At 34.2% G+C, this 22,982-nt stretch carries 27 protein-coding genes; 6 read left to right on the forward strand and 21 right to left on the reverse strand.

Annotation, left to right across the window (positions count from 1 at the left end):
- Nucleotides 1-180 precede the first annotated feature (180 nt).
- Nucleotides 181-447 (forward strand): 30S ribosomal protein S20, encoded by a 267-nt coding sequence (gene rpsT / locus NKG37_RS23680; protein WP_016202952.1) that lies wholly within the window; start codon nucleotides 181-183, stop codon nucleotides 445-447.
- Nucleotides 448-544: 97 nt separating this feature from the next.
- Here rpsT and holA read toward each other — a convergent pair whose 3' ends face one another.
- The 4 genes from holA to NKG37_RS23700 all read right to left on the reverse strand — a co-directional run bounded on the left by holA (nucleotide 545) and on the right by NKG37_RS23700 (nucleotide 5,914).
- Complete coding sequence (holA, locus tag NKG37_RS23685; RefSeq protein ID WP_254415430.1) at nucleotides 545-1,567, reverse strand: DNA polymerase III subunit delta; 1,023 nt, start codon at nucleotides 1,565-1,567, stop codon at nucleotides 545-547.
- 467 nt (nucleotides 1,568-2,034) lie between these two features.
- Complete coding sequence (locus NKG37_RS23690; RefSeq protein WP_254415431.1) at nucleotides 2,035-4,365, reverse strand: DNA internalization-related competence protein ComEC/Rec2; 2,331 nt, start codon at nucleotides 4,363-4,365, stop codon at nucleotides 2,035-2,037.
- 48 nt (nucleotides 4,366-4,413) lie between these two features.
- Nucleotides 4,414-4,992, reverse strand: a complete 579-nt coding sequence (locus NKG37_RS23695; RefSeq protein ID WP_254415432.1) for a ComE operon protein 2 — start codon at nucleotides 4,990-4,992, stop codon at nucleotides 4,414-4,416.
- A gap of 301 nt (nucleotides 4,993-5,293) precedes the next feature.
- Nucleotides 5,294-5,914: a helix-hairpin-helix domain-containing protein gene (locus NKG37_RS23700; protein WP_016202947.1), complete on the reverse strand. Its 621-nt coding sequence runs from the start codon at nucleotides 5,912-5,914 to the stop codon at nucleotides 5,294-5,296.
- Between the two features lie 88 nt (nucleotides 5,915-6,002).
- Between NKG37_RS23700 and comER the strand changes: the two genes are divergently transcribed.
- The gene (gene comER / locus NKG37_RS23705; protein ID WP_169188859.1) at nucleotides 6,003-6,830 is read left to right on the forward strand and encodes a late competence protein ComER; all 828 of its coding nucleotides are present in this window, start codon (nucleotides 6,003-6,005) and stop codon (nucleotides 6,828-6,830) included.
- A 183-nt stretch (nucleotides 6,831-7,013) separates the two neighbouring features.
- Here comER and NKG37_RS23710 read toward each other — a convergent pair whose 3' ends face one another.
- From NKG37_RS23710 to NKG37_RS23745, 8 genes are read right to left on the reverse strand one after another with little or no spacing between them, the layout of a single operon-like run.
- Nucleotides 7,014-7,769 (reverse strand): class I SAM-dependent DNA methyltransferase, encoded by a 756-nt coding sequence (locus tag NKG37_RS23710; protein ID WP_016202945.1) that lies wholly within the window; start codon nucleotides 7,767-7,769, stop codon nucleotides 7,014-7,016.
- Nucleotides 7,766-8,122, reverse strand: coding sequence for a ribosome silencing factor (rsfS, locus tag NKG37_RS23715; protein ID WP_016202944.1), 357 nt, complete (start codon nucleotides 8,120-8,122; stop codon nucleotides 7,766-7,768). The genes NKG37_RS23710 and rsfS overlap by 4 nt, the downstream gene beginning before the upstream one ends.
- Entirely contained in the window at nucleotides 8,123-8,692 is a 570-nt protein-coding gene (yqeK, locus tag NKG37_RS23720) for a bis(5'-nucleosyl)-tetraphosphatase (symmetrical) YqeK (protein WP_016202943.1), read from the reverse strand. It lies immediately after the preceding gene.
- Entirely contained in the window at nucleotides 8,682-9,251 is a 570-nt protein-coding gene (locus NKG37_RS23725) for a nicotinate-nucleotide adenylyltransferase (RefSeq protein ID WP_016202942.1), read from the reverse strand. The genes yqeK and NKG37_RS23725 overlap by 11 nt, the downstream gene beginning before the upstream one ends.
- A 23-nt stretch (nucleotides 9,252-9,274) precedes the next feature.
- Nucleotides 9,275-9,568, reverse strand: a complete 294-nt coding sequence (gene yhbY / locus NKG37_RS23730) for a ribosome assembly RNA-binding protein YhbY (protein ID WP_016202941.1) — start codon at nucleotides 9,566-9,568, stop codon at nucleotides 9,275-9,277.
- Between the two features lie 2 nt (nucleotides 9,569-9,570).
- Complete coding sequence (gene aroE / locus NKG37_RS23735) at nucleotides 9,571-10,398, reverse strand: shikimate dehydrogenase (protein WP_101730800.1); 828 nt, start codon at nucleotides 10,396-10,398, stop codon at nucleotides 9,571-9,573.
- A gap of 49 nt (nucleotides 10,399-10,447) precedes the next feature.
- Nucleotides 10,448-11,551 (reverse strand): ribosome biogenesis GTPase YqeH, encoded by a 1,104-nt coding sequence (yqeH, locus tag NKG37_RS23740; protein ID WP_016202939.1) that lies wholly within the window; start codon nucleotides 11,549-11,551, stop codon nucleotides 10,448-10,450.
- A gap of 3 nt (nucleotides 11,552-11,554) precedes the next feature.
- Nucleotides 11,555-12,070, reverse strand: coding sequence for a YqeG family HAD IIIA-type phosphatase (locus tag NKG37_RS23745; protein ID WP_016202938.1), 516 nt, complete (start codon nucleotides 12,068-12,070; stop codon nucleotides 11,555-11,557).
- Between the two features lie 601 nt (nucleotides 12,071-12,671).
- On the opposite strand from NKG37_RS23745, the gene NKG37_RS23750 reads away from it, so the two are divergent.
- Entirely contained in the window at nucleotides 12,672-12,812 is a 141-nt protein-coding gene (locus tag NKG37_RS23750) for a sporulation histidine kinase inhibitor Sda (protein WP_016202937.1), read from the forward strand.
- 192 nt (nucleotides 12,813-13,004) lie between these two features.
- Here NKG37_RS23750 and NKG37_RS23755 read toward each other — a convergent pair whose 3' ends face one another.
- Nucleotides 13,005-13,811: a phosphatidylserine decarboxylase gene (locus tag NKG37_RS23755; protein WP_169188861.1), complete on the reverse strand. Its 807-nt coding sequence runs from the start codon at nucleotides 13,809-13,811 to the stop codon at nucleotides 13,005-13,007.
- Nucleotides 13,812-13,930: 119 nt separating this feature from the next.
- On the opposite strand from NKG37_RS23755, the gene pssA reads away from it, so the two are divergent.
- On the forward strand, nucleotides 13,931-14,470 hold the full coding sequence (gene pssA / locus NKG37_RS23760) for a CDP-diacylglycerol--serine O-phosphatidyltransferase (protein WP_016202935.1): 540 nt from the start codon (nucleotides 13,931-13,933) through the stop codon (nucleotides 14,468-14,470).
- Nucleotides 14,471-14,618: 148 nt separating this feature from the next.
- On the opposite strand, the gene NKG37_RS23765 is transcribed toward pssA, so the two are convergent.
- From NKG37_RS23765 to NKG37_RS23780, 4 genes are all read right to left on the reverse strand, one after another.
- Complete coding sequence (locus tag NKG37_RS23765; protein ID WP_169188862.1) at nucleotides 14,619-16,403, reverse strand: M3 family oligoendopeptidase; 1,785 nt, start codon at nucleotides 16,401-16,403, stop codon at nucleotides 14,619-14,621.
- A 246-nt stretch (nucleotides 16,404-16,649) separates the two neighbouring features.
- Nucleotides 16,650-16,862, reverse strand: a complete 213-nt coding sequence (locus NKG37_RS23770; RefSeq protein ID WP_016202933.1) for a hypothetical protein — start codon at nucleotides 16,860-16,862, stop codon at nucleotides 16,650-16,652.
- A 112-nt stretch (nucleotides 16,863-16,974) separates the two neighbouring features.
- On the reverse strand, nucleotides 16,975-17,739 hold the full coding sequence (locus NKG37_RS23775; RefSeq protein ID WP_254415433.1) for an N-acetylmuramoyl-L-alanine amidase: 765 nt from the start codon (nucleotides 17,737-17,739) through the stop codon (nucleotides 16,975-16,977).
- A gap of 168 nt (nucleotides 17,740-17,907) precedes the next feature.
- A complete protein-coding gene (locus tag NKG37_RS23780; RefSeq protein WP_254415434.1) occupies nucleotides 17,908-18,378 on the reverse strand; it encodes a hypothetical protein in 471 nt (156 codons plus the stop codon).
- Between the two features lie 437 nt (nucleotides 18,379-18,815).
- On the opposite strand from NKG37_RS23780, the gene NKG37_RS23785 reads away from it, so the two are divergent.
- The gene (locus NKG37_RS23785) at nucleotides 18,816-19,136 is read left to right on the forward strand and encodes a hypothetical protein (RefSeq protein ID WP_016202930.1); all 321 of its coding nucleotides are present in this window, start codon (nucleotides 18,816-18,818) and stop codon (nucleotides 19,134-19,136) included.
- Between the two features lie 154 nt (nucleotides 19,137-19,290).
- Here the strand turns inward: NKG37_RS23785 and sigK are convergent, their stop codons facing one another.
- A complete protein-coding gene (gene sigK / locus NKG37_RS23790; protein ID WP_016202929.1) occupies nucleotides 19,291-20,010 on the reverse strand; it encodes an RNA polymerase sporulation sigma factor SigK in 720 nt (239 codons plus the stop codon).
- 307 nt (nucleotides 20,011-20,317) lie between these two features.
- On the opposite strand from sigK, the gene NKG37_RS23795 reads away from it, so the two are divergent.
- A complete protein-coding gene (locus tag NKG37_RS23795; protein WP_169188864.1) occupies nucleotides 20,318-22,255 on the forward strand; it encodes a fructose-1,6-bisphosphatase in 1,938 nt (645 codons plus the stop codon).
- 227 nt (nucleotides 22,256-22,482) lie between these two features.
- Here NKG37_RS23795 and NKG37_RS23800 read toward each other — a convergent pair whose 3' ends face one another.
- From NKG37_RS23800 to NKG37_RS23810, 3 genes are read right to left on the reverse strand one after another with little or no spacing between them, the layout of a single operon-like run.
- Nucleotides 22,483-22,620 (reverse strand): YrzI family small protein, encoded by a 138-nt coding sequence (locus tag NKG37_RS23800; RefSeq protein ID WP_101730779.1) that lies wholly within the window; start codon nucleotides 22,618-22,620, stop codon nucleotides 22,483-22,485.
- A gap of 20 nt (nucleotides 22,621-22,640) precedes the next feature.
- A complete protein-coding gene (locus NKG37_RS23805) occupies nucleotides 22,641-22,793 on the reverse strand; it encodes a YrzI family small protein (RefSeq protein ID WP_016202926.1) in 153 nt (50 codons plus the stop codon).
- A gap of 27 nt (nucleotides 22,794-22,820) precedes the next feature.
- Nucleotides 22,821-22,970: a YrzI family small protein gene (locus tag NKG37_RS23810; RefSeq protein ID WP_016202925.1), complete on the reverse strand. Its 150-nt coding sequence runs from the start codon at nucleotides 22,968-22,970 to the stop codon at nucleotides 22,821-22,823.
- Between the last annotated feature and the right edge of the window lie 12 nt (nucleotides 22,971-22,982).

A 22,982-nucleotide genomic window follows, 5' to 3' on the forward strand; every position in this document is an offset into this window, starting at 1 on the left:
TAAGAGTATTACTAGCATTGCCTTTCTCCCGAAAAAAATTCATATCGTGCAAATTGGTATGAGGTATTGCATTATTAGTCCTCGTTTGATAAAATATCTCTTGTTCTTTAAGTTTTTTAGGAATGTATATATCGAGTTTAAATAATGAACTTGATGCTTCTTTTTAGGAGGTGAACGTAAATGCCAAATATTAAATCTGCTATTAAACGTGTGAAAACTAGTGAAGCTCGTAACGCTCAAAACACTACAGTTAAATCTGCAATGCGTACTGCTGTTAAAAAGACTGAAGCTGCTATTGCTCTTAATGATACAACTGCTGCAAATGAAAGTTTTGTAGAAGCTGCTAGTAAGTTAGACAAAGCTGCTGCAAAAGGTCTTATTCATAAAAATGCTGCTGCTCGTAAAAAATCTCGTTTAGCTAAAAGAAAAAATGCTTTAAACGCATAATGAGTAAAAAAAGACTATCGAAACGATAGTCTTTTTTTATGCCTTTTATTTTATCCCCTTGTAAAATTTCACTATAAAGTCTAAAAATCCCAATCTTCTACAACCCATGTCCTAACTGAAACAATATCATTTCTATCACCATATTTTTTGGCATAGTACCTGTTTTCAGCTGAAAATCACCTTCTGCAAATAGGCGGATACATTTAGTTAATTCCTCTTCTGTAAAGCGCTGAGCTTGTCCTGCTGCTAATTTGACTCGAAATGGATGAACCTTTAACACAGAAGCAATTTGCTGCTGCCCGTAACCTTTCTGTGATAGGCCTTTCACTTGATAGATGAAGCGGAATTGATTTGCTATGATTGAAAGAATCTTTAATGGTTCTTCATTTTGCTTTAATAAATCATAATAAATGCGCAATGCTTCATCAATTTTTTTAGAGATTACCTTATCGACAAGCGTAAAAATATTTTGCTCGAGCGATTTCGCCACTAATTCTTCCACAATGTCTTTCGTAATTAGTTTTGAATCCTGCACATATAAGGCCATTTTATCTATTTCTGTTGTTAAAAGGGATAAATTTGTTCCAGCAAGACTGAGAATAGTATCTAAACCGTCTTCATTTATCTCTACATGATTATATGCCGCCCGTTGTCTTAACCATTTTTTCAGTTCTTGTTCATTTAATTTTTTCGCTTCTAAAACAGAGGAAATCGTTTTTAACTGCTTCGTTATTTTTTTTCTTTCATCTAATTTTTCATAATTAGCTACAAAAATCATAGTAGTGAACGGGGAAGGTTCTTTCAAGTATTCTTCCAGTTTCTTTACATTATGTTCTACCTTTGACTTAGATTTCTCAGCTGTTAAGAAAAAAGGGTTATTTAATACAATTCCTTTTCTTTCCCCAAAAAAAGGAATTGTCTCTGCATCCTCTATTGCTAATTCTATCGGAGTTTCCTCCAAATCATATGTAGATAAATTAAAATCCTCGTCCTCTTCGTTTAATAAAGATTGCAATAATAAATATTTCGTTTCATTTATTAGAAAAGTCTCGAGTCCATATAATAAATAGACAAAAGAAAAATCTTTATTTTTTATTTTTTTCCATAATTCTTCGATCATTTCTTCTCCCCATTCCTAAAACATTTTTCCTTTGTGATTTAGTTCATCACTAAACAATTATTATATACGAAATTCCTATGAATTGTCCTTTTTTTATCAAAAATCAGCTTATGTAAATACAGAAAGAAGGTCCTCTTTCTACCATTTCTCTTGTTAAAGAATTCTTCCATAAAGCTTGTGTTATCGCTTTAGCAAGATTTACTAGTAGCAAGAAATGATAAGTTAAGGAACCTTCCTTCGATCTATAATGAACGTTACACACTAAGGCCTAGGATACTTAATATGTAACGGTACACTTTTGTATTACTAGTGTGCTCGAATGGCTTTAAATCTATTTGTGTCAAGTCCTGACAGCAAAGGAAATCTGTGCGAATCATGTCAATATAGATAAGTATTTTTTAGTCCAATTGGATAGGTATTTAGATGACATTTTCCCATTATTTATCGCCATTCACTTATGTTATATTCTATGGAATTTGCAAATGAAATGTGCCACCTTTTTCGGAAAAATAAAAAGAAATCCCCCCATTTTCATCTGTTCTAAATACTTTTACTTTATTCTCATTTAAAGTAGAAAGCACTTCCTTACTAGGATGATGATATCTATTATTTTCACCTACAGAAATCACAGCAATTTTCGGTTTAAGCCGCTCAATAAATTCGTTACTAGAAGACGTTTTGCTGCCATGATGTCCTACCTTTAAAACGTCTACATCTTTTAAATTCGGATAATTATTCAGAACCTCTTGTTCCCCTTCTTTCTCTAAATCACCTGTAAATAGCCATGTAATATCAGCGATATTCGCATAAATTACAATCGAACCATTATTCTTCGTTAGTTCCTTTTTTTGTAAAGGGGCCAATACAGAAAAGAAATCTTCCCCCGCGTTCCATTTATGACCAGCTTGAATAAGACGAATAGGGATTTGCTTCTTCTGTGCAAAATTTAATACCTTTTCTTCCTCCTTAGTACGTTCTTCTGTTACATTTGGATACATGATTTCTTTTACCTTTAATTGTTCGATAATCGCTGTGGCACCCCCAATGTGATCTAAATCGCCATGTGTTAAGATCAATTTATCAATCGTATGGATTCCTTTACTTTTTAAAAAAGGAACAACTGTCTTTGCACCAACTTCAAAGGGCTCTTTTCTCTTTTGCCAGTCCTCCTGAGGAAATGTAACCGTTCCACCTGTGTCAATTAAGTATGTTCCCTTATTATTTGCCAACTGAATAAGAATGCTATCCCCTTGCCCAACATCAATAAAAGTGATTTCCCCTTTAGCGGGATAGATATTGTTAATGAATTGAAGACTAATGAGCAAGAGTGGAAGACAATATAACCATTTCCTTGAGTTCTTCGAAATATTTTCGTATAAATAAAAGAACATTGGCAGACTGACACTATAGACACAAACAAAAAAGAAGGATGGTCTTCCCAAAATGATCGTGCTAAAAGGATAACTCGCTAATTTCAACACCAGCCTATCAGAAAGCATTATCAGAAGATCTAAAGGGAATGAAAAGACGGAAAACAATTGCGGAAACAAAAAGGAAACAACAAAGAGAATCAGTAAATAAGGCAAAACAATAGTCGTATAAAAAGGGATGAAAATAAGATTTGCTAGTAATGATAATGTAGGAATTTCATAAAAGTAGTATAAAATAATAGGAAGTACAGCATATTCGGAGATAAACGTAATAAAGAAATACATTTTAATGGTTGAGGTATGATACTCCTTAATAAGAGAGGAAGAGAGAATGAGAAAAAAACATACGATAAACGATAATAAAAATCCAATACTAAACAGCATTCGCGGCTGAATCAATAAACAAAAACAAAAAACGATACTAATTATATCAATCATCGGAAATCTAGAGGGGAGACGAAATTTATTTATGGCTAAGAGAATGAAAGAAGTGGAGACAGCTCTTACAACCGATGGGCTTAATCCTGTTAAAACAGCATAAATCGGCAAAAGTAGTAATAAAATAGTGCTAGTCCATTCTTTCGTTAATCCAAAACGAATCAGTAAAAAATAAAGTATACCTACTAAAACGACAACATGTGAACCAGATATAGCTAATAGATGAATAATCCCTAGGCGTTGAAATGCATTTTGAAGATTTTCGTCCATCATGCTACGTTCTCCAAAAATTAGCGCTTCTGCGATTGGAATAGTTGTATCAGTAAAATGCTCTGCAATCCAAACGGTTCCTTTTTCTCTTAGTTGCTTTAATAATAAAATACCATTTCTTTCTGTGACACAACTTGTTAGATCCAATTCTTCAATTGATAATAGCCAATAAATCGAATTGTTTTCAAGGTACTGTTTATAGTTAAAGCCATTTTCATTTCTCTTGGAAGAGGGAAGAGACAATGAGCCTTTAATCTGGCAAGTCTTCCCTATCACCTGCTCGGCTTCTAGCAAAATTTTTTCTTCTTCTGTTTCCATTTTGTAGAAAAGCAGCAATTTTTCTTCAGTTTGTTTTTCCTTTCCTACTACTCTCCATCTATCACCGTCTATGTCTGCTGGCTCTAAGAAGGTGATTAAAAAAGATGAAGCATCCTCCTTCATTTTCGAGCCGCTCCACTGATAGCTATAACTTCCCCGAACAAGGAATAAAAGAAAAATACAAAGCAGAAAAACACCTGATTTTACTGCTGCTTTTTTTACTAGAAACAACCAGCCTACGAATAGGAAATAGATTAAATAGACTATTATATGTTGTGTTAATGAACATAATAAGCCAAATAGGGCTGACACCGCGAAATACAATAATCTTGATTGAATCATACATCGCTCCTCACGAGACCGCTGTAGACCGAGAATGGAGAAATCAGATTAAATAGACGTCTTTGCTGTAGGTATTATGGAGAATAATTCTTCTGCTCTTTTTTCCAAAACCTCTACCTCTACAGTATCTGCATTATTTTCTTTTAATTGTTTTACAAGGGATTCTACAAACGTCTTTTTCTCTTCTATTTTCTCAAGCTCTTTTCTTTCCACTTGCACTGTTGCGATATTTGCCTGTTCAAAAAGCTCAAGAGCGTAGGGGTGATTTTTATAATCCATCTCATAATAAACCGTTTTTATACCTGCTTGTACAATCGCTTTACAGCATTGAAGACAAGGAAAATGTGTTACATAGATATCTGCTCCGTCAGTCGGAACACCAAATTTAGCGCATTGTAAAATAGCATTCATTTCCGCATGAATGGTTCGAACACAATGGTTATCAATTACATAGCAGCCTTCATCAATACAATGAACACCACCGGCTATACTACCATTATATCCTCCAGCGATTATCCGCTTGTCTCGGACAATAGTTGCCCCTACTGCCAATCTTGTACATGTGCTTCTTAAAGCCAACAATTCGCTTTGAGCCATAAAATACTCATTCCATGAGATTCTTTCCAATTATATTCACTCCCATAAGTTAACAAAATTAATAAAGAAACTTCCATCAATAAGAGTTTTCCCTCGCCCCTACGGATGGTTAGTTGCACTTATCGGACCTCTACGGGCAGTTAGCCCCCACCTCGCTTCCTTGATTTTCCGCGGATTGGGTCTTACTTCCTGTTAAGAGTGGGATAAATACAATAATTCAATTCTTCATTAAGTTTATCGGGAAGTATGTTTTCAGTCAATTACAAAAAAGATGTAAGATTACTTTTACCCTATATCCTTTTCTGTTGACCATTTAAAATTGGAAAGAAATTTAATTTATCGTAAGAAAGGGTTCTAATTTTTCATATGTTTTCTCTCCAATTCCACTTATTTTTTTTAAATCCTCCTTTGTAGAAAATCCTCCATTTTGTTCACGGTATTCGATAATGGCTGCCGCTTTAGACGGACCCACTCCTGGTAATTGAAGCAATTCCGTTTCGCTCGCTTTATTAATATTTACTAGGCCTTCATTCGCAGAGAGACTTGCTTGGTCATTAACTACTTCTCCCTCTTCTCCTATATAAGGTACATAAATAATCATCTCATCCGACACTTTCATTGCAAGGTTCACTGCATTTTTTTCACCGTTATTCAAAATCCCTCCTGCCTTTTGAATAATGTCATTCACGCGATCTCCCTCATTCGCCTCATAAACGCCTGGATTTTTGACTGCTCCTTTTACATCTACGAGTATAAACGTAACTTGTGGTTCTTCCTCAGCTAACTCGCTCTCTGTTATTTCCTCCCCCCTTTCAGTTAATAAGTCATCTTGTGGGAAGTATTCTTCTTCATTCTTTGGCATAAGGATAGGATAAAAACGATACAGCAAAAGTAGGGATATCCCACCTAAAACAAATAGAATGAATTTTTTATTTTTTCGAAGCCAGTCCATGATAACTAATCATCCTTTCAGGTATATTTTGTATTGTTGCTTCATATCGTTATATGAGAAACCGCTCATTATAGGGGGGGAAGAAAAAGTGAAAATTGGAATGATTGGTACTGGAAATATGGGGAAAATCTTAGTAGAAGCGATGATTGATGGAAATGCTATTTCCCCCGAAGACTTATTTATCTTTAATCGAACAATTAACAAAGCATTAGAAATTAAGGAAGATTATCCAAACATAAATGTATGCTATAGCGATATCGAAATAGCTAAACAAACAGATCTTACCTTTTTATGTGTAAAACCACATGATATGTATGAAGTTGCCAAGAACATATCTCCATATTTAACAAAGGATAAATGTGTTGTATCTATTACTAGTCCAATAAGCCCCGACCAACTAGATTCTTTCTTTAGCTGCTCTGTTGCACGGATTATTCCAAGCATCACAAATAGAGCATTAGCAGGGGTCTCTTTATTTTCTTATGGAAGCAATTGTACGGATGCGTGGAAAAAACAATTAGAGAGTTTCTATGAAAATTTTTCGACTCCATTAGAAATTGAAGATAATATTACGAGAGTTGCCTCTGATATTGTCAGCTGTGGACCAGCATTTTTTAGTTATCTTACTCGCAGATTTATAGAAGGGGCAGTCGACGAGACGGAAATTGATTCAGAAACCGCAACAAAATTAGCTAGTGAAATGCTTATTGGGTTAGGAGAATTGTTAAAAAAAGGTTATTATACATTACCTACTTTACAGGAGAAGGTGTGTGTAAAAGGCGGAATAACGGGTGAAGGAATAAACGTACTGGAGAGTCAGTTAGGAGATACTTTTAATCAATTATTTCAGGCAACACAGGCTAAGTATGAAGATGATCAGCGATCCCTTAGAAATCTTGTTTCAGGACAAAAATAGCTGATGCTAATAATACTTTCTATTATACCTATTCGAATTCCTTCTTTCCTTTCAAATTATTATCAAGTAAATTTGAAAATAGTCGAGAACATAAAAAAGGGAGATGGTCCATCTGCGGAGCACTTCCCTTTTTTATTATAATAACGATTTTAGAATGGCCTATTGCACTAAATCTAAAATTTTTTATTTAATCATTTCTTTTTTCTTACAGTAAAAGAAAATCCGTTCTGCGAGATCCTCTATCCCTTCGGAAAAATCTGCTTCGACTTTCACCACACTAAATCCAGTTAAATCTAGCCATTCGCTATATTGTTCAACGGAATAGGTTCGTTGAAAATGGAGTTCATCATAACGATGATACATACCTGATTCTTCGTCCAATTCAAAAAAGCTTAAATCATGCTCTACGCTATTAGGATTTTCTCCTTCATAACATTGCCAAATAAGGCTCAAATCCTCGTCATTGACAGCGTATGTTTGATTAATAAATAGTTGGTTCATTTTATACAAAGAATGTACATCAAATATAAAAAGGCCGTTTTCATCTAAATGCTCATAAACACCCTTAAAAGTATTGATAACATCTTCTTCTGTTCTTAAATAATTAATAGAGTCGCAGCATATGCAAACTAGATCGAAAACAGGTAAGCCTTCTAAGCGAGACATATCCTGCTCCAAGTAAAAAACTCCTTCACCTGCTTCGATCGTTTTTGCTTGTGCTACACTTAGCATATCCTCTGATAAATCAACCCCAGTCACACGGAACCCAGCTTGTGAAAACCGAATTGACAACTCACCAGTTCCACAAGCTAAATCCAAAAGGTTTGCTCCATTCACTTTATAATCGCTTACCGCCTTCTTTACAAGCTCTACCCACTTATCATACGGCACATCATTCATTAAACGATCATAAAGATAGGCAAACTGCTGATAACTCATTGACTAATCACACTTTCAATGTTCTCAACTGGCGCATCTCCCCAAAGACGTTCTAAATTGTAATAAGTTCTTTCATCGCGATGGAAAACATGAACAATAATATCGCCTAAATCAACTAAAATCCATTTTGCTTCATTAAAGCCTTCAAATCTTTTTACGGAAATTCCAAGTTCCCCAGATTTATCCTTGATTTCATTTGCAATAGCTTGTACTTGTTTGTCAGAATTACCGTGGCAAATCACGAAATAATCTGCTACAAGCGATATACCTTTCATATTAAGCGCGACAATATTTTCTGCTCTTTTTGCATCAGCTGCTTTTACAGCAGTCCATAATAAAGTACGTTCATCCATTCAATCAACCTCCGTATTTATACAATAACTATTATATGTTTCAAAACTTAAAGGAAATACTGCCCGATTATTTCGGATTAGAAAAATAATGGTATTTTTTACAGCTTGTAAAAAAGCACGTTCAAAATCTATTTCTGCTAATTCCCTTACCTCATCGACACCAGGAAAAGCTCTTCCTGGTTCAATATAGTCTGCTAAATAAACTATTTTTTCTAGCATACTCATTTCTGGTCTTCCAGATGTATGATATCGAATAGCATCCAGTATTTCCTTATCTTTTATTCCAACTTCTTTTTCTACTAGAAAAGCACCTACTGGAGCATGCCAAAGTTCAGAATGAAATAATAAAAGATTTGGATCCATATTTTGCTCTACAATAATCTTTTTCATTTCATCCTTCTGACGGAATTTTGCATAATCATGAAATATTGCTGCCGTTTCCGCCTTTTCAGCATCTCCACCATATTTAATCGCTAGTTTAATGGCAGTTTCCATTACACCAATTGTGTGAATATAACGCTTTTCGGTAATCTGTTCTTTCACTATTTGTAAGGCTTCTTCACGATTCATATAGTCGGTTCTCCTCAATATATCGCTTTACTTCATCTCTTACTAAAAACGAAATCGTTTCCCCGTCCTTGACTCTTTCACGAATTAAACTAGAAGAAATATTAATATCAGGAACCTTTACATACTGAACAGGGTAATCTGTTTCCAATTGATATTTAGGACGGTTTACACTAATGAATTTTACTATTTGCATAAGTTTTTCAATTTTATACCATTCAGGCAAATATTCTACCATATCGGCTCCAATTATAAAATAAAAGTCAATATCCGGGTGAGCCTCATTTAAAAGCGTCATCGTATCATACGTATATGATTTACCTTCTCTGTCTAACTCCAGCGTTTCGATTCGAAAGGCAGAATGAACCTCTATGGATAATTGTAACATTTCCACTCGCTGAATATTCGTTACATCCCCTGATTTTATTTTATGTGGGGGTTCTTGATTTGGCATAAACCAAATCTCATCTAAATTTTGGGCATGCAGCACTTCATTTGCTATGATTAGATGGCCTATATGAGGAGGATCGAATGTTCCTCCTAATATCCCTACTTTTTTCACAAAAAATCGCCTCTTCTACCAATTTAAGATGGTAAATTTATCGTTTTGTTTTCTTTAGACTCTTTATATAAAACGATTGTATTTCCAATAATTTGAACTAGTTCACTCTTCGTTCCATTTACTAATTCACTTGCAACCGTATCTTTATCTTCATCACAATTTTGCAAAATGCTTATTTTTAATAATTCTCTTACTTCTAAAGCTTCACTAATTTGCTTAATCATATTGTCATTAACGCCACCTTTTCCCACTTGAAAAATAGGACTTAAATGGTGTGCCTTTGCTCGTAAAAATCTTTTTTGCTTACCTCTTAACATGTTTATCCTCCTAGTTGTGTTAAAACACTGTATCTCATTCTGTCTGTATCTGGAAAAAAACCTTGCCATCTCTCAAATGCTAAAGCTCCTTGGTATACAAACATATCAATGCCATTTTGAGTTTTTGCCCCTCTGGCTTTCGCTTCACTTAATATTTTTGTTTCCAATGGATTATAGATAATGTCACTTACAAATGCTTCCCTCTTCAAATTAGTCATTTTAATGGGCGAAGCACCTATTTTCGGAGACATTCCAATAGAAGTGGTTTGTATAATAAGTTCATATTCGCCAAGCATTTTTTCCGCTAAGGCAACTTCCATTATATTGGTTTTTACCGGAAAAGGACATGCCTCTTTTAAGGCAACTGCTTTTACTAGTGTACGATTACAAATATCTATTTGTTGTACCCCATAGTGAGCCAATGTAAAATAAATGCCTCTTGCAGCACCGCCACTCCCAACAATCAATGTTCTTCTCTGTTTCAAATCAGGTAGTTGTTCTAAAAGCCCTTTTAGATATCCTTCTCCATCCGTATTATACCCCATCCACTTTCCATTTTCACAAACTACCGTATTAACAGCACCAATTGCTTCACTCAGTGGGTCTAGCTCATCCAAATAGGGAATGATTGCTTGCTTATGCGGTACAGTAACATTGAAGCCATCTATATTCATGTCCCTTAAACTTTGCAATCCCACTTCAAGCATTTCCGTTTTTATATGCACTTTTTTCATTTCAGCATCCAATCCATAAAATTGAAAAAGATCATTGTGCATGACCGGTGACATGGAATGTTGAATTGGATCGCCAATTACTGCATAGTTCTTCATTTAAGCAGCTCTCTCCCTTTCCCCTTTTATAAAAAACTTTGCTGCTCACTTATATCAGTGATTTACGCAGCATAGCGTGAACTCCCTTTGGTACATAAACCGATACTTGTATATTCGGTTCATTAACCGTTATCCACCCCAGTCCTGAAAAAACAATATCCGTCTTTGGCTCTTTTATAGAAAAGTCATGTCTAACTAGCTCTGGGAAATCATCCAAATGGTCTCTATTTGGCGGCGTTAATAGCTCTCCTGCATGCTTTTTATATAATTCATCTGCATTTTCCAATTTCGTACGATGTATCGTTATCTCATTAGAAAAATAGCATACAAAACTACTGCGTTCTCCTTTTACAAAATCAAACCTAGCTAGTCCACCAAAGAATAGTGTCTGTTTATCATTTAATTGAAAAATTCTTGATTTAATTTCTTTCTTCGGAGTAATAACTTTTAAATCTTTTTTATCTACAAAATGAGCCATTTGGTGATGATTAATAATTCCTGGTGTATCCACTAAATACTTACTGTCGGATAATGGTATTTCAATAATATCTAATGTCGTACCAGGAAAATGGGAAGTAGTAATCACGTTTTCTTCCCCAGAAACCTCTTTAAGGATTCGATTAATAAATGTCGATTTCCCTACATTCGTACAACCAACTACATACACATTTTTTCCATGACGATGATATTCAATGGCTTCTAATACTTCTTTGATGTTCTTGCCTCTTTCCGCACTAACAAGATAGACATCTTCCGGTCTTAGCCCTAAATCCTTCGCTTCTTTTTTCATCCAATTAATAACTTTTTGCTGTTTCACCGATTTTGGTAAAAGATCGACTTTGTTTCCAATTAGTAAAACTTTATTTTTTCCTGTAAAACGGTGGAGACCAGGGAGCCAGCTGCCGTTAAAATCAAAAATATCGACTATTTTTACAATTAGACTATCACTTTTTCCAATCTCATTTAAAATCTTTAAAAAATCATCGTCTGTTAAAGAAACATCCTGTACTTCATTATAATGCTTTAAACGGAAACATCTTTGACAAATTACTTCTTCCTTTTCTAGAGAAGAAGGAGGTGCATACCCTAATTCATCCTTATTTTCCGTTTGAATGGCAACTCCACAGCCTATACAATGTATTCTTTCTGTCACGTATTAATCCTCCCAAGTCAATTTTCCGTTTCTACGAAACCAATTTAAAATTCTTCTTTCAATTTTCCGATTGATCCTTGTCATAAACCCATCTGTTTGAGCAACAGGAACTACTAAAATGGTGTGAAATCCACTTCTGTTTCCACCAAGAACATCTGTTAATAATTGATCACCTATAACAACTGTTTCTTCTTTTTTAATATTCATTTGCATGATAGCTTTTTTGAAAGCTCGGCCAAGTGGTTTCCGGGCAGCAAAGATAAAAGGAATTTGCAATGGATCAGAAAACGACTTAACCCTTGTTTCTTTATTATTGGAAACAATTGTTACTTTAATGTCATTTCTCTGCATTTCTGCAAACCATTCAATAATTTGCGGTGTCGCAAGCGGGCGATCCCATTCTACTAACGTATTATCTAAATCCGTGATAATCCCCTTAATCCCTTTTTCTTTTAAACTTTCTGGTGAAATCTCAAATATATTTTTAACAAATTGATTTGGCAAAAATTGATTGAACACTTAAAAAACACCTCTTAACTCTCTCATTTCTATTGTTTAACCAGAATGTCCTACTATTATTATGGTAACCATTTTTTTCGATAGAAGAAAGTAATATTATACCGTTTTTCCGCTTAAAGAAGATACCATATCCATTCTTTTTTTAATAAAAATAAAATAATTTTCGACAAAATACGCATTTTTCAACATTTGTGGATAACATTATACACATAATACCCATTGATTTATATGCAATCCACATACTTCTCAACAAAATAATCACAGGTTATCCACTAACTATTGTGGATAAACGAACAGTTGTTCTCTATGTTTATTTTTGTTAAAGTAAGGATACATTATAATATCCAAAAAACTTCCAAGATTAACACGCAGAAAAAGGAACTAAATCAAAAAGTGCTTCCTCCATGAATAATCATGTTGGACAAGCAAGTTTCTCAAAAAATAATGTCGAAATTGTACATCTAATATGTATACTACGCACTTTTTTAAAAGTTATTTCATCATGAAAGCACAAAAGCCTTTTTCAGCATTGAAGATAATTACATTTATATATGTTTTTTAGAAAATGTTCTTACTATATTCGAATGGAGGTGTTTCTGGCATGCGGAAACTGTCAGATGAATTATTGATCGAGTCATACCATAAAGCTCGGGAACTAAACTTAAGCCCTGAATTTATTCGTCTCATCGAAACAGAGATTCACCGACGTTCTCTAAGCAACAAGATAAAAGTCTCCTCTTAAATGAAAGAATAATATGAGCCATCTATACATTTGAAAACAGCCTTAATTGCAGGCTGTTTTTGTTTTTAACGATATTTGATTGTCTCTTCCTTGTACATAATAAATTCACTTTCAAAACAAGGCAAGCCTGCCATCCAAACAAACAATGTGTGCTTATCTTTTTCCATTTTAGCCAACACGGAATAGAAATTCTCATTGAGCCTTTGAAGCATCCAATTCCCTAATTTCGCCGATAACCTCCCCTATTTTAACCGGATACGGTATAGAAATAAAGTCCTTCTCTATAAATGTATTTTTTTCAAATAGTAACACAACGGTCGAGCCGAAGGAAAAATAGGCCATTTCCTCACCTTGTACTAAGCGGTCTTTTTTATGGCTTAGTACGATAGAATTAATAAACATCGCACCAACCTTTACCATACAAATACTACTTCCTTCTTCTGTTTGGATTTCAGTTATAGAGCGATAATTTTTAGAAAGGGTCGAATCCCCCCACTTTAAACCATATTTATTAACAGGATACGATTTACTTCCAAGCGTCCAACGCTTTTTTACTAAGCCTGTTGCAGGACAGTGAATTCGATGATAATGACTAGGACTTAAATAAAATATGAGATACGTCCCACCTACGTATTTATCAACCGTTTTTTCATCACCAAGCATTTCATGAATCGAATACGATTTTCCTTTCACTAAAATAGAACGATCCGTCCTTACTTGCCCAATATCTTCAATTACCGCATCAACAGGACTTATGATTTCTCGAGTCTCCGCATCTACCTTTCTACAATTGACTTTTAATTTTCTAATAAAAAATTCGTGTAATGACCGATATTCATGTAGCTGTTTTTCCATTTCATCTATATTTATTTTATAAACTTTTGCAAAGGAAGGAATAATATAACGGCTCCATCTAGAATAAGCAAATTTCTTAATTAAATAGGAACTCCATCTTCCGTTTGTTAGTTCAATACAAAGTCGATACATTGTTTCTTTCAATGAAGCAATCCTCCAATAAATAAAATTTTTCTTTACGGATATTCATATACTACATTAAAATTATATATGATTATATAAAATAGTTGTATGAAATTCATTTCATACTGGGAGTGAATCTAATGTTTCTACATGGAGTTTTAGAACAAACTATCAAGAAAATTAAAACTCAACTGGCTAATGTTTTAACCTTAACGAATATTTCTTTAGGTGCTTTTGCAATTATCTATAGTTTAAAGGGACATCTTCAATTAAGTCTATTACTTATTTTTATCGCCGCCTTAGCAGATAGACTTGATGGAATGACTGCCAGAAAATTTAATATTGAATCAGAACTTGGCAAACAGCTGGACTCTATGAGCGATATCATTTCATTTGGGGTAGCACCAGCATTATTAGTATATCAAGGGGTACTATTTGATTTGGGGGCACCAGGCTCTTTTTTTACAGTGCTTTATATTGTGTGTGGCGCTTTTCGATTAGCTCGATTTAATATTACTGAAAGTCATGGCTTTTTTACAGGCTTACCAATTACGGCTGCTGGTTGTATCTTAACGTTTAGCTGTCTATGGTTTGCTTTCATCCCTCCACACATTTATTTATTTCTGATGCTCATTCTTTCAGTATTAATGATTGGGAGTTTTAAGTGGAGAAAAATTTAACAAACAATTTATCCTTTTTATAAGGCGATAGATTAATTCTGAGAACCACATAACTGCTTAAAGAAGCTGTTATGTGGTCTCTTTACTTTTGATAACTTTTTAAAGGCGTCCATTGCCCTTATTTTGGTCCGAACACACCACTTAATATCTATTCGTTGGTTAGTGCCAAGAACTCTTCTACATCCTTTATACAAAGCTCAATCGCACTATTCCAAAAATCTTCTTTCGTTAAATCAATTTGAAGATGCTTATATGCCAACTCTTCCACCGTCATGCTTGCTGTATCCTTTAATAAAGCAATATACTTCTCTTCATACCCCTTACCTTCCTCAATTGCCTTTGCATAAATTCCAAGCGAAAATAGGAAACCAAATGTATAAGGGAAATTATAAAAAGGTACACCTGTAATATAAAAATGTAATTTTGAACCCCAGAAAGATGGATGATATTCCTCTAAGGAGTCTCCATATGCTTCTTTTTGTGCATCCAGCATTAACGAATTTAGTTGTTCTTTAGAAACTAGACCATTTTGGCGTTTTTCATAAAAGCTTGTTTCAAAAAGAAAGCGCGCATGAATATTCATCAATAATGCTATGGAGCGCTGTATTTTGTCTTCTAATAATACTACCTTTTCTTCTTCTGTTGAAGCAGCTTTTACTGCCGCATCTGACACAATCATCTCTGCAAATGTAGACGCTGTTTCAGCCACATTCATCGCATAATTCCTATTTAATGTATGCATATCCCTCATTACGTAAGTATGAAAGCCATGACCTAATTCATGGGCTAATGTCGAGACATTGGAGGGAGTACCAGAATACGTCATAAAAATACGTGACTGAGCACTTTCTGGAAAATAGGTGTGAAAGCCTCCTGGTCTTTTTCCTTTTCTATCTTCTGCCTCAATCCAGCTCTCTTCAAACGCTTTTTTTGCAAAAGCGGCCATCTCAGCGCCAAATTGTTCGAAGTGCTTAATAATAAATTCAGCACCTTCTTGGTACGACATTTTTGTTTCTACCTTTCCAAGCGGTGCATCTAAGTCATACCAGCTTAATTTCTCTAATCCTAACAGTTTGGCTTTTCTATCTAAAAATTGTACAAACGGCTGTTTATTTTTTGCAATAGCATTCCACATCGCTTGTAATGTTTCTTCTTGCATACGATTAATGGCTAACGGCTCTTTCAAAAAACTACTCCAGCCTCTCATACCATAAACATTCAATCGAAAGCCAGCTAAATGGTTTAATGTTTTTGCAAGCACTTCACCATTTGCATCCCATGCTTTTTCCCATTCTGAAAACACTTTTTTCCTAACCATGCGCTCAGGACTTGAAAATTTATTTGCTGCTTGTCCAACAGATAAATTTTCCTCCTCAAAAGGAATCTGGATTTTTCCAACAATGGTATCATACATTTGGCCCCAGCCATAATATCCATCAACACTTAATTTATTTATGAGTGTTTCTTCTACTTCTGATAATTTTTCTTTTGCAGCTGTTCTTCTTTCCGACAGTACAAAATAAAGTTCTTCCAGATCGTTACCTTTAAATAAAGAATCCCATTCTATGTCACTATATAAAGATAATTTTCCGTCCAAGATAGTTAATACATTTTGAAACGAAGTACTTAGTTCTGTTACTCTCCCTCTTAGTGTACTCGCTTCTTTATCCTCCATATTCTGTGCCTCTAAACAACTGACAAAGGCACCTGCTTGTCTTACTTTTTTTACCACGATCTCAAACTGTCCTACAATTTCCCGTAAAGCCTCTACCTCTGCTTCTTCTTTTAATGGCTCAAACTTATGTACATATGTTGACAATTTATCAATTTCATCTATTGAAATGGCAATATGCTCTCTAAACTTTGAGGAATCACTGCCTCCAGGAAATAATCCTTCTAAATCCCATGTTTCTTGATATTTTTTAATGTACACTATACTCAAGCTCCTTCCTTTAATTACTACTATGCCATTATAGTTTGATTATCGAACTATTTCCATTATTTCTATGAAAATAGTAAAATTTTTCAGACTAAAAGAAGCAAGCACCCCGATTTTAATCAAGATGCTCATTAACAACTAAAAATGACAGAAAGCTTGCATGTATTGTCCATTATTTTAGTAGCACTAATAACTTTTATCAAAAAAATATATGCTTGCCTATTCTTCTTTCTTTTTTACTTACCGATAATAACTGCCAAATGCCCAAAAACCCCAAAATAGAATAATAACAATAAATAGAATGATTAAGAATGCGTACCAGAAACCACCAGCTCCACCATATACTCCTCCATATGCTGGATAAGGGGCACCACCATATCCAACTGGCGCAGGTCCTATTCCTCCAAGTGGAACAGCGGGTGGTACTTGATTCGAATATCCATAACCAACCATTAAAATTCCTCCTCTCTTTCTATAAAATATTCTTATTTTGTTCCTAATGTTTTAGGCAATTGTCCTATTTTCTAGCAATTTTCCTACTTTCGCCGATTACTTCTTCTTTCTTCTAACTAGTAATGAACGCATTAAATCCTGCTTCCCTTGCTCTTTGTGCTAATCGCTCCGCATTATTTCTATTACTAAATGCTCCAATTTGTACTTTAAATAGGGTGTCTCTAAACAAAACAGCAGTGTCAAACCCTTTTTCACTTGCTTGAGATGCTGTTTTTTCGGCATTTTCTTTTACTTTAAAAGCTCCGATTTGTACACGGTATATCGGAGACTGAGTTTGTTTTTTCTGAAGGGAAAAAGCGCTTTCTAATCCGTTGACATGCCCTCTAGCAATCTTTGTAATGAAATTGCTGTCTTTTAACTGATTAGCATCTATTGCTGTATCAATAAATCCATTTTCTGTTAACAGCGCAGGCATGATTGTTTCTCTCAATACATGGAAATTCGCACTTTTCTTTCCTCTATTGTTAAATCTGGTCTCAGCAATTACTTCTTCATGAATCTCATTCTGATAAGTTGATGTTGGTGCACCAACTCCTGGAAATATATAACTTTCAAAGCCAGTACCACCACCTGCATTAACATGAATTGAAAGAAAAAAATCAGCATTCCAGTTATTGGCGGCATTCGTTCTTGCTGCCAGGCTTACCGTTGAATCGCCATTACGACTCATCCGAATTTCTACTCCTTCATATTCATTTTGAAGAATATTTCTAATCTGTTGAGCAATCATTAATGTAATATTTTTTTCTTGTAATCCATTTCCTACTGCTCCAGAATCAGATCCACCATGGCCAGGATCGATAAAAATTTTCACCATGCTTTTCACCACCTTTCTAATAGTATAGAAAGGTGGTGAAAAATCGCTTGTTTTAAAGCCCATATATCACACATTATTATTCTTATACTATTAAGTTGCAAAGAAAATGGTTCTCTTTTTAGGCATAAACCTACGTTAGTAAAGGCAAGCTTTACGCCGATTCTCTTATTACTTGCTTGACGGCAAAATAATATTCTCCCTTTCTATATTCTCAATATATTTCACTTCATGAATAGCACCATTCTCATCACAATAATAAATGGATTTACTAATAATCGTTTCCTCGTCTTCCCCAAAACTTAAAAATACGATATACTTAATCGTTCTTTCTTGCAAACCTTCCATATCGATGCTGTCATTTTCCGAAACAAATTGATACGTTGGTTGCGAACCCAAATCAAATCTCCATACAACATTGTTGTACATATCACCTCTAACTACTTCATGCTTCATGCCTAGATTGGAGTTGATGTCAGCTTTACTTTGTATATTTCTTATTGTATCTTTTAGCTCAGACATGGAATAATTGAATTCATCATGATGTGTGCTTGCTTTAAAATCCTCCATACCATGCATTGGCCAAGTGGTGGTAAGCAAAGATATCAATAATGTTAAGAATAGTATGTGTCTTATAAACACTGGTCTTCAACCCCTTCAATAAGCTCTAATCCTTCCGTTTTGCAACAACGTTATCCCACACTCTTAACGGACAGTAAGACTCCCCCCTCAAGCTTAGGAGAATACGAGGAAAATAGGTGGGAGATCAACTGTTCGTAAAGGTCCGATTGGTTCAACTAACCATCAGTGGGGGAAAAAGGATCTGCCCACTGACAGAAGTTTCACTTTATATTTCATTTATATTACAAATATTTTAAAATATTTACAGGATGCAAAAATTTTTTGAGGCAATTCATTTTTTCCTTATAAAAATATTTGGAGGGCCTGTACCTTTTTAACCCTATGATTTTCGTAATCTAAAAATGATTAAATTTTCCAATTCTTTCGTTCTCCACCCTTTACTTATTCGCATACTTTAAAAGGACATGCATACAATGTAAGGAAGGAGGAGAGAAAAGGTGAAAAAAATCTCTTTAATATCCATTATCATCTTATTGGGTTTTATTGCTTACATAGAAACTCCAACTGCTAAAATTAATAAAAATCAAGTTCTCTTTTATGGATCTACAAATGAAGAGCAAGAGGTTTCCAGTAATGCCAGTGAAATATTTGGTGCTCCTGATCTTGAATATAAATTAGATGAGACAAAAGAAGTGGATGGGTTTATAGTGGAAGTTTACCGAGAATATGAAATTTACAAAAATCGGCAAGGAGAAGTAGTAAAAACCGTAGCTACCGACAACACAGAATACATACATTACGCAAAGTATAAAAGATAAAATAAGCCGCTTAGTCAAAGATACGAACCAATCGACTAAGCTGCTCTTTTATCCTTCTCGCCTTTTCAACTAGATTTTCTATTAGTTTATGATGTTTTTTATGCAAAACGATCCTCATAAGAATGCATATTGTTAACATTCTTATGTAAAATTGTTATTCATTTTTTCGCTTTTTTTCCTTTTCGGCCCGGTAGAATTCATGAAACATTTTCATCAAGGCTCTCTTTTCTATTCGCGAAACATAGCTTCTCGATATTCCTAGTTCTTTCGCAATTTCTCTTTGTGTTTTTTCCTTCTTTAAATCGAGACCAAATCTTCCGATAATCACTTCTTTTTCTCTTTCATCTAATACATCAATATATTCTTTTACTTTTTCGAGCTCCATATTTAACTGTATCGTATTTACAACATCTTCCGATTCTGATTTTAGTACATCTATAAGACTGATTTCATTTCCTTCCTTATCTTGACCAATTGGATCATGAAGAGAAACATCTTTTTTTGTTTTCTTCAAAGCTCGAAGATGCATAAGTATTTCGTTTTCAATACAGCGAGCGGCATAAGTAGCTAATTTTGTTCCTTTTCCCTCTGAAAAACTCTCTATCCCTTTTATGAGACCGATTGTTCCAATCGAAATTAGATCTTCTGAATCTTCCCCTGTATTTTCAAATTTTTTCACAATATGGGCAACTAAACGCAAATTATGCTCTATTAGCATATTTCTCGCATGCGAATCACCTTCAGCCATCAATCGTAAATATTTCTTTTCATCACTCGCTGATAATGGTTGGGGAAATGCATTGTTCTTAACATAGGACACAAGAAAAACCAATTCTTTGAGTAAAGCTCCAAGCGACAACAAGATTCCAGTCATCTTTCCACCTCCACATTCAAGGACAATTGCCTATACTTCATTACTATGTAAAAAGTGAGGTGGTTTTGCATGTCCAAGTGACAATAAACTTTGGAAAATCTATTTTATTTTGGTTTATTCACTATCTGCTTTGGGTAATATCAAGAAGCACAAAATCGATAAACTTCTATTTAATTATTTTCTATGGATACAAAAAACAATGAATAATTTTCCAATTATTTTAAAATGAATACAAAATTCTCATTATTTCCTTGTATAATACATATATTGATAGCTTTTTTCTATTACATGGGGGTGGACAAACAAAATGGATACTAAATATTTGGATTTACTAACAGAAAAGTATGATTCTGAAGAAAAAGTGGTTACTGAAATAATAAATTTAGATGCCATACTCAATCTTCCAAAGGGGACCGAGCATTTTGTCAGTGACCTGCATGGAGAGTATCACGCATTTCAACATGTTTTAAGAAATGGTTCTGGAAATGTTAAGGAAAAAATTCGCGATTTATTTAAAGACGAGCTTTCCAAAACGCAAATCGATGAATTTGCAACATTGGTATATTATCCAGAAGAAAAGCTAAAAAGAGTAGTAAATTCATTTATACATACAACAGAACTGGATACTTGGTATGCTGATACGATCGAAAGGATGATTCGCCTAGTATCCTATGCATCTTCCAAGTATACAAATTCCAAAGTGAGAAAAGCGTTGCCACAGCAGTTTGTTTACATAATTGAAGAATTATTGTATGAGAAAAATGAATTAAATAATAAAACCGATTATTATTCAAGCATCATTAACAGAATTATTTCTTTAGGACAAGCGAATAAATTAATTATCGGCCTATCCTATACAATACAAAGACTAGTTGTTGATCATTTGCACGTCGTTGGAGATATATATGACCGAGGACCCTACCCCGATAAAATCATCGAAACATTAATGGAGTATCACTCCGTGGATATACAGTGGGGGAATCATGATGTTCTATGGATTGGTGCATTTGCAGGGTCAAAAGTCTGTCTTGCTAATATTATTCGTATTTGTGCAAGATATGATAATTTAGATATTATCGAGGATGCATATGGCATAAACTTACGGCCACTCTTAAATTTAGCGAATAAATATTATAACGATAATAAAGCTTTTCGTCCGAAAATGAATGCCAAAAAAGAAGAAAACTCAGAAGAAAATATTTTACAAATAACAAAAATTCATCAAGCTATTTCCATCATTCAATTTAAACTAGAAATGCCTATTATCAAAAGACGTCCTGATTTCCAAATGCACCACCGTCTACTTTTAGAAAAAATTAATTACGAGAATAATACCATTGATTTAAACGAAAAAAATTATTCACTAGAAAATATTTGTTTTAATACAATTAATCCAAAAGATCCTTCAAAGCTATTAAAAGAAGAAGAACAAGTCATGGATAAGCTGCTTTTTTCGATCCAGCATTCAGAGAAACTTGCAAGGCACATTCACTTTCTTATGAATAAGGGGAATCTATACTTAAGATATAACAGCAATTTATTAATCCATGGTTGTATTCCTTTAAATGAAGATGGAACAATGAAAACGATGCGCATTGATGGAAAAGATTATTGCGGAAAGGAATTATTTGATCTATTTGAATACTATTTACGCTATAGCTTTAATCATCCTGAAATATCGGATGACTTTGCAACAGATTTAGTTTGGTATTTATGGACTGGTGAAAATTCCTCGTTATTTGGCAAAAAAGACATGACTACATTCGAGCGGTATTTTATTAAAGAAAAGGAAATCCATAAAGAGAAAAAGAATCCTTATTACTCCTTGCGAGAAAACGAAGAGGTATGTCGCCACATTTTAGAAGAATTTGGGCTAAATCCTGATCAAGGACATATTATTAACGGGCATACACCCGTAGCTGAGATCAATGGAGAAAACCCAATTAAAGCCAATGGGAAAATGATTGTTATTGATGGTGGTTTCTCCAAAGCCTATCAATCAAAAACAGGAATCGCAGGCTACACTTTATTATATAACTCTTATGGCATGCAATTGGTTGCACATAAGCGCTTTACTTCAAAGGAAGATGTTTTAGAAAATGGTACAGATGTCTTGTCTGTAAAAAGAGTAGTCGATAGAGAGTTACAACGCAAAAAGGTATTAGAAACAAATGTAGGTCAAAAATTACTGGAGCAAATGAATGATTTAAATCGATTGTTGGAATACCGCTATATTAAAAAATAAGAGAAAAAACAAGCAGCGGGTTTTTATTTTAGCCCGCTGCTTGTTTTTTTCTGTAATTCTTTTTTATCGATAGAAGATTGCTTCCTCATAAGCGCTTCATTCTTGCAGGTTGTTCATTCAAACCCCTAAGTTAGTCAGTATCTTTCTCCGCCCATAAGATTGATTGTCGACATTGCAAGATGATCAAAAACATTTTTATCCACCTCTCCTTTTTATCTATATTTTTATTAGAAATGCATCATAGAAAACTGTTTCCTTCTATTTTCTTCCATAATTTCTTCAATATTTTGCTGATGAATGATTTCTTCTTCAGTCATTTGTTTTTGATGTACAGTAATTGTAAAAAATAACATATTTATCGTCATAATTATCACCACCTATGATGTTAGTAATTGATTCGAGAAAAATACCCAGATCGAATTTGCTTGTTTTTTGTTTCTTCGAATATTTGCTCGATTTCCTGTAAATGAGCATGTTCTTCTTCACTCCACTTTTTCAAGTTAATAGTTATTGTAATAAAGAAAATATTTAAGGTCATGTCTTCACCTCCCAAGAGTGAATTTTTTTACAACCTATGGTTTAAATAGCCAATTTCATGCAGCTTTCTGCGATTTTCCTCCATTCTCTTCTCCATTTCCATCTCTTGTAACCACTCTGTGTTTGTATACTGCTTTTTCTTAATCGTTACCGTTAGAAAAATTAGATTTAACGTCATCTTTCCCACTCC

Origin of the sequence: Niallia sp. RD1, from assembly GCF_024219955.1 — a bacterium.
GTDB lineage: Bacteria > Bacillota > Bacilli > Bacillales > Cytobacillaceae > Niallia > Niallia alba.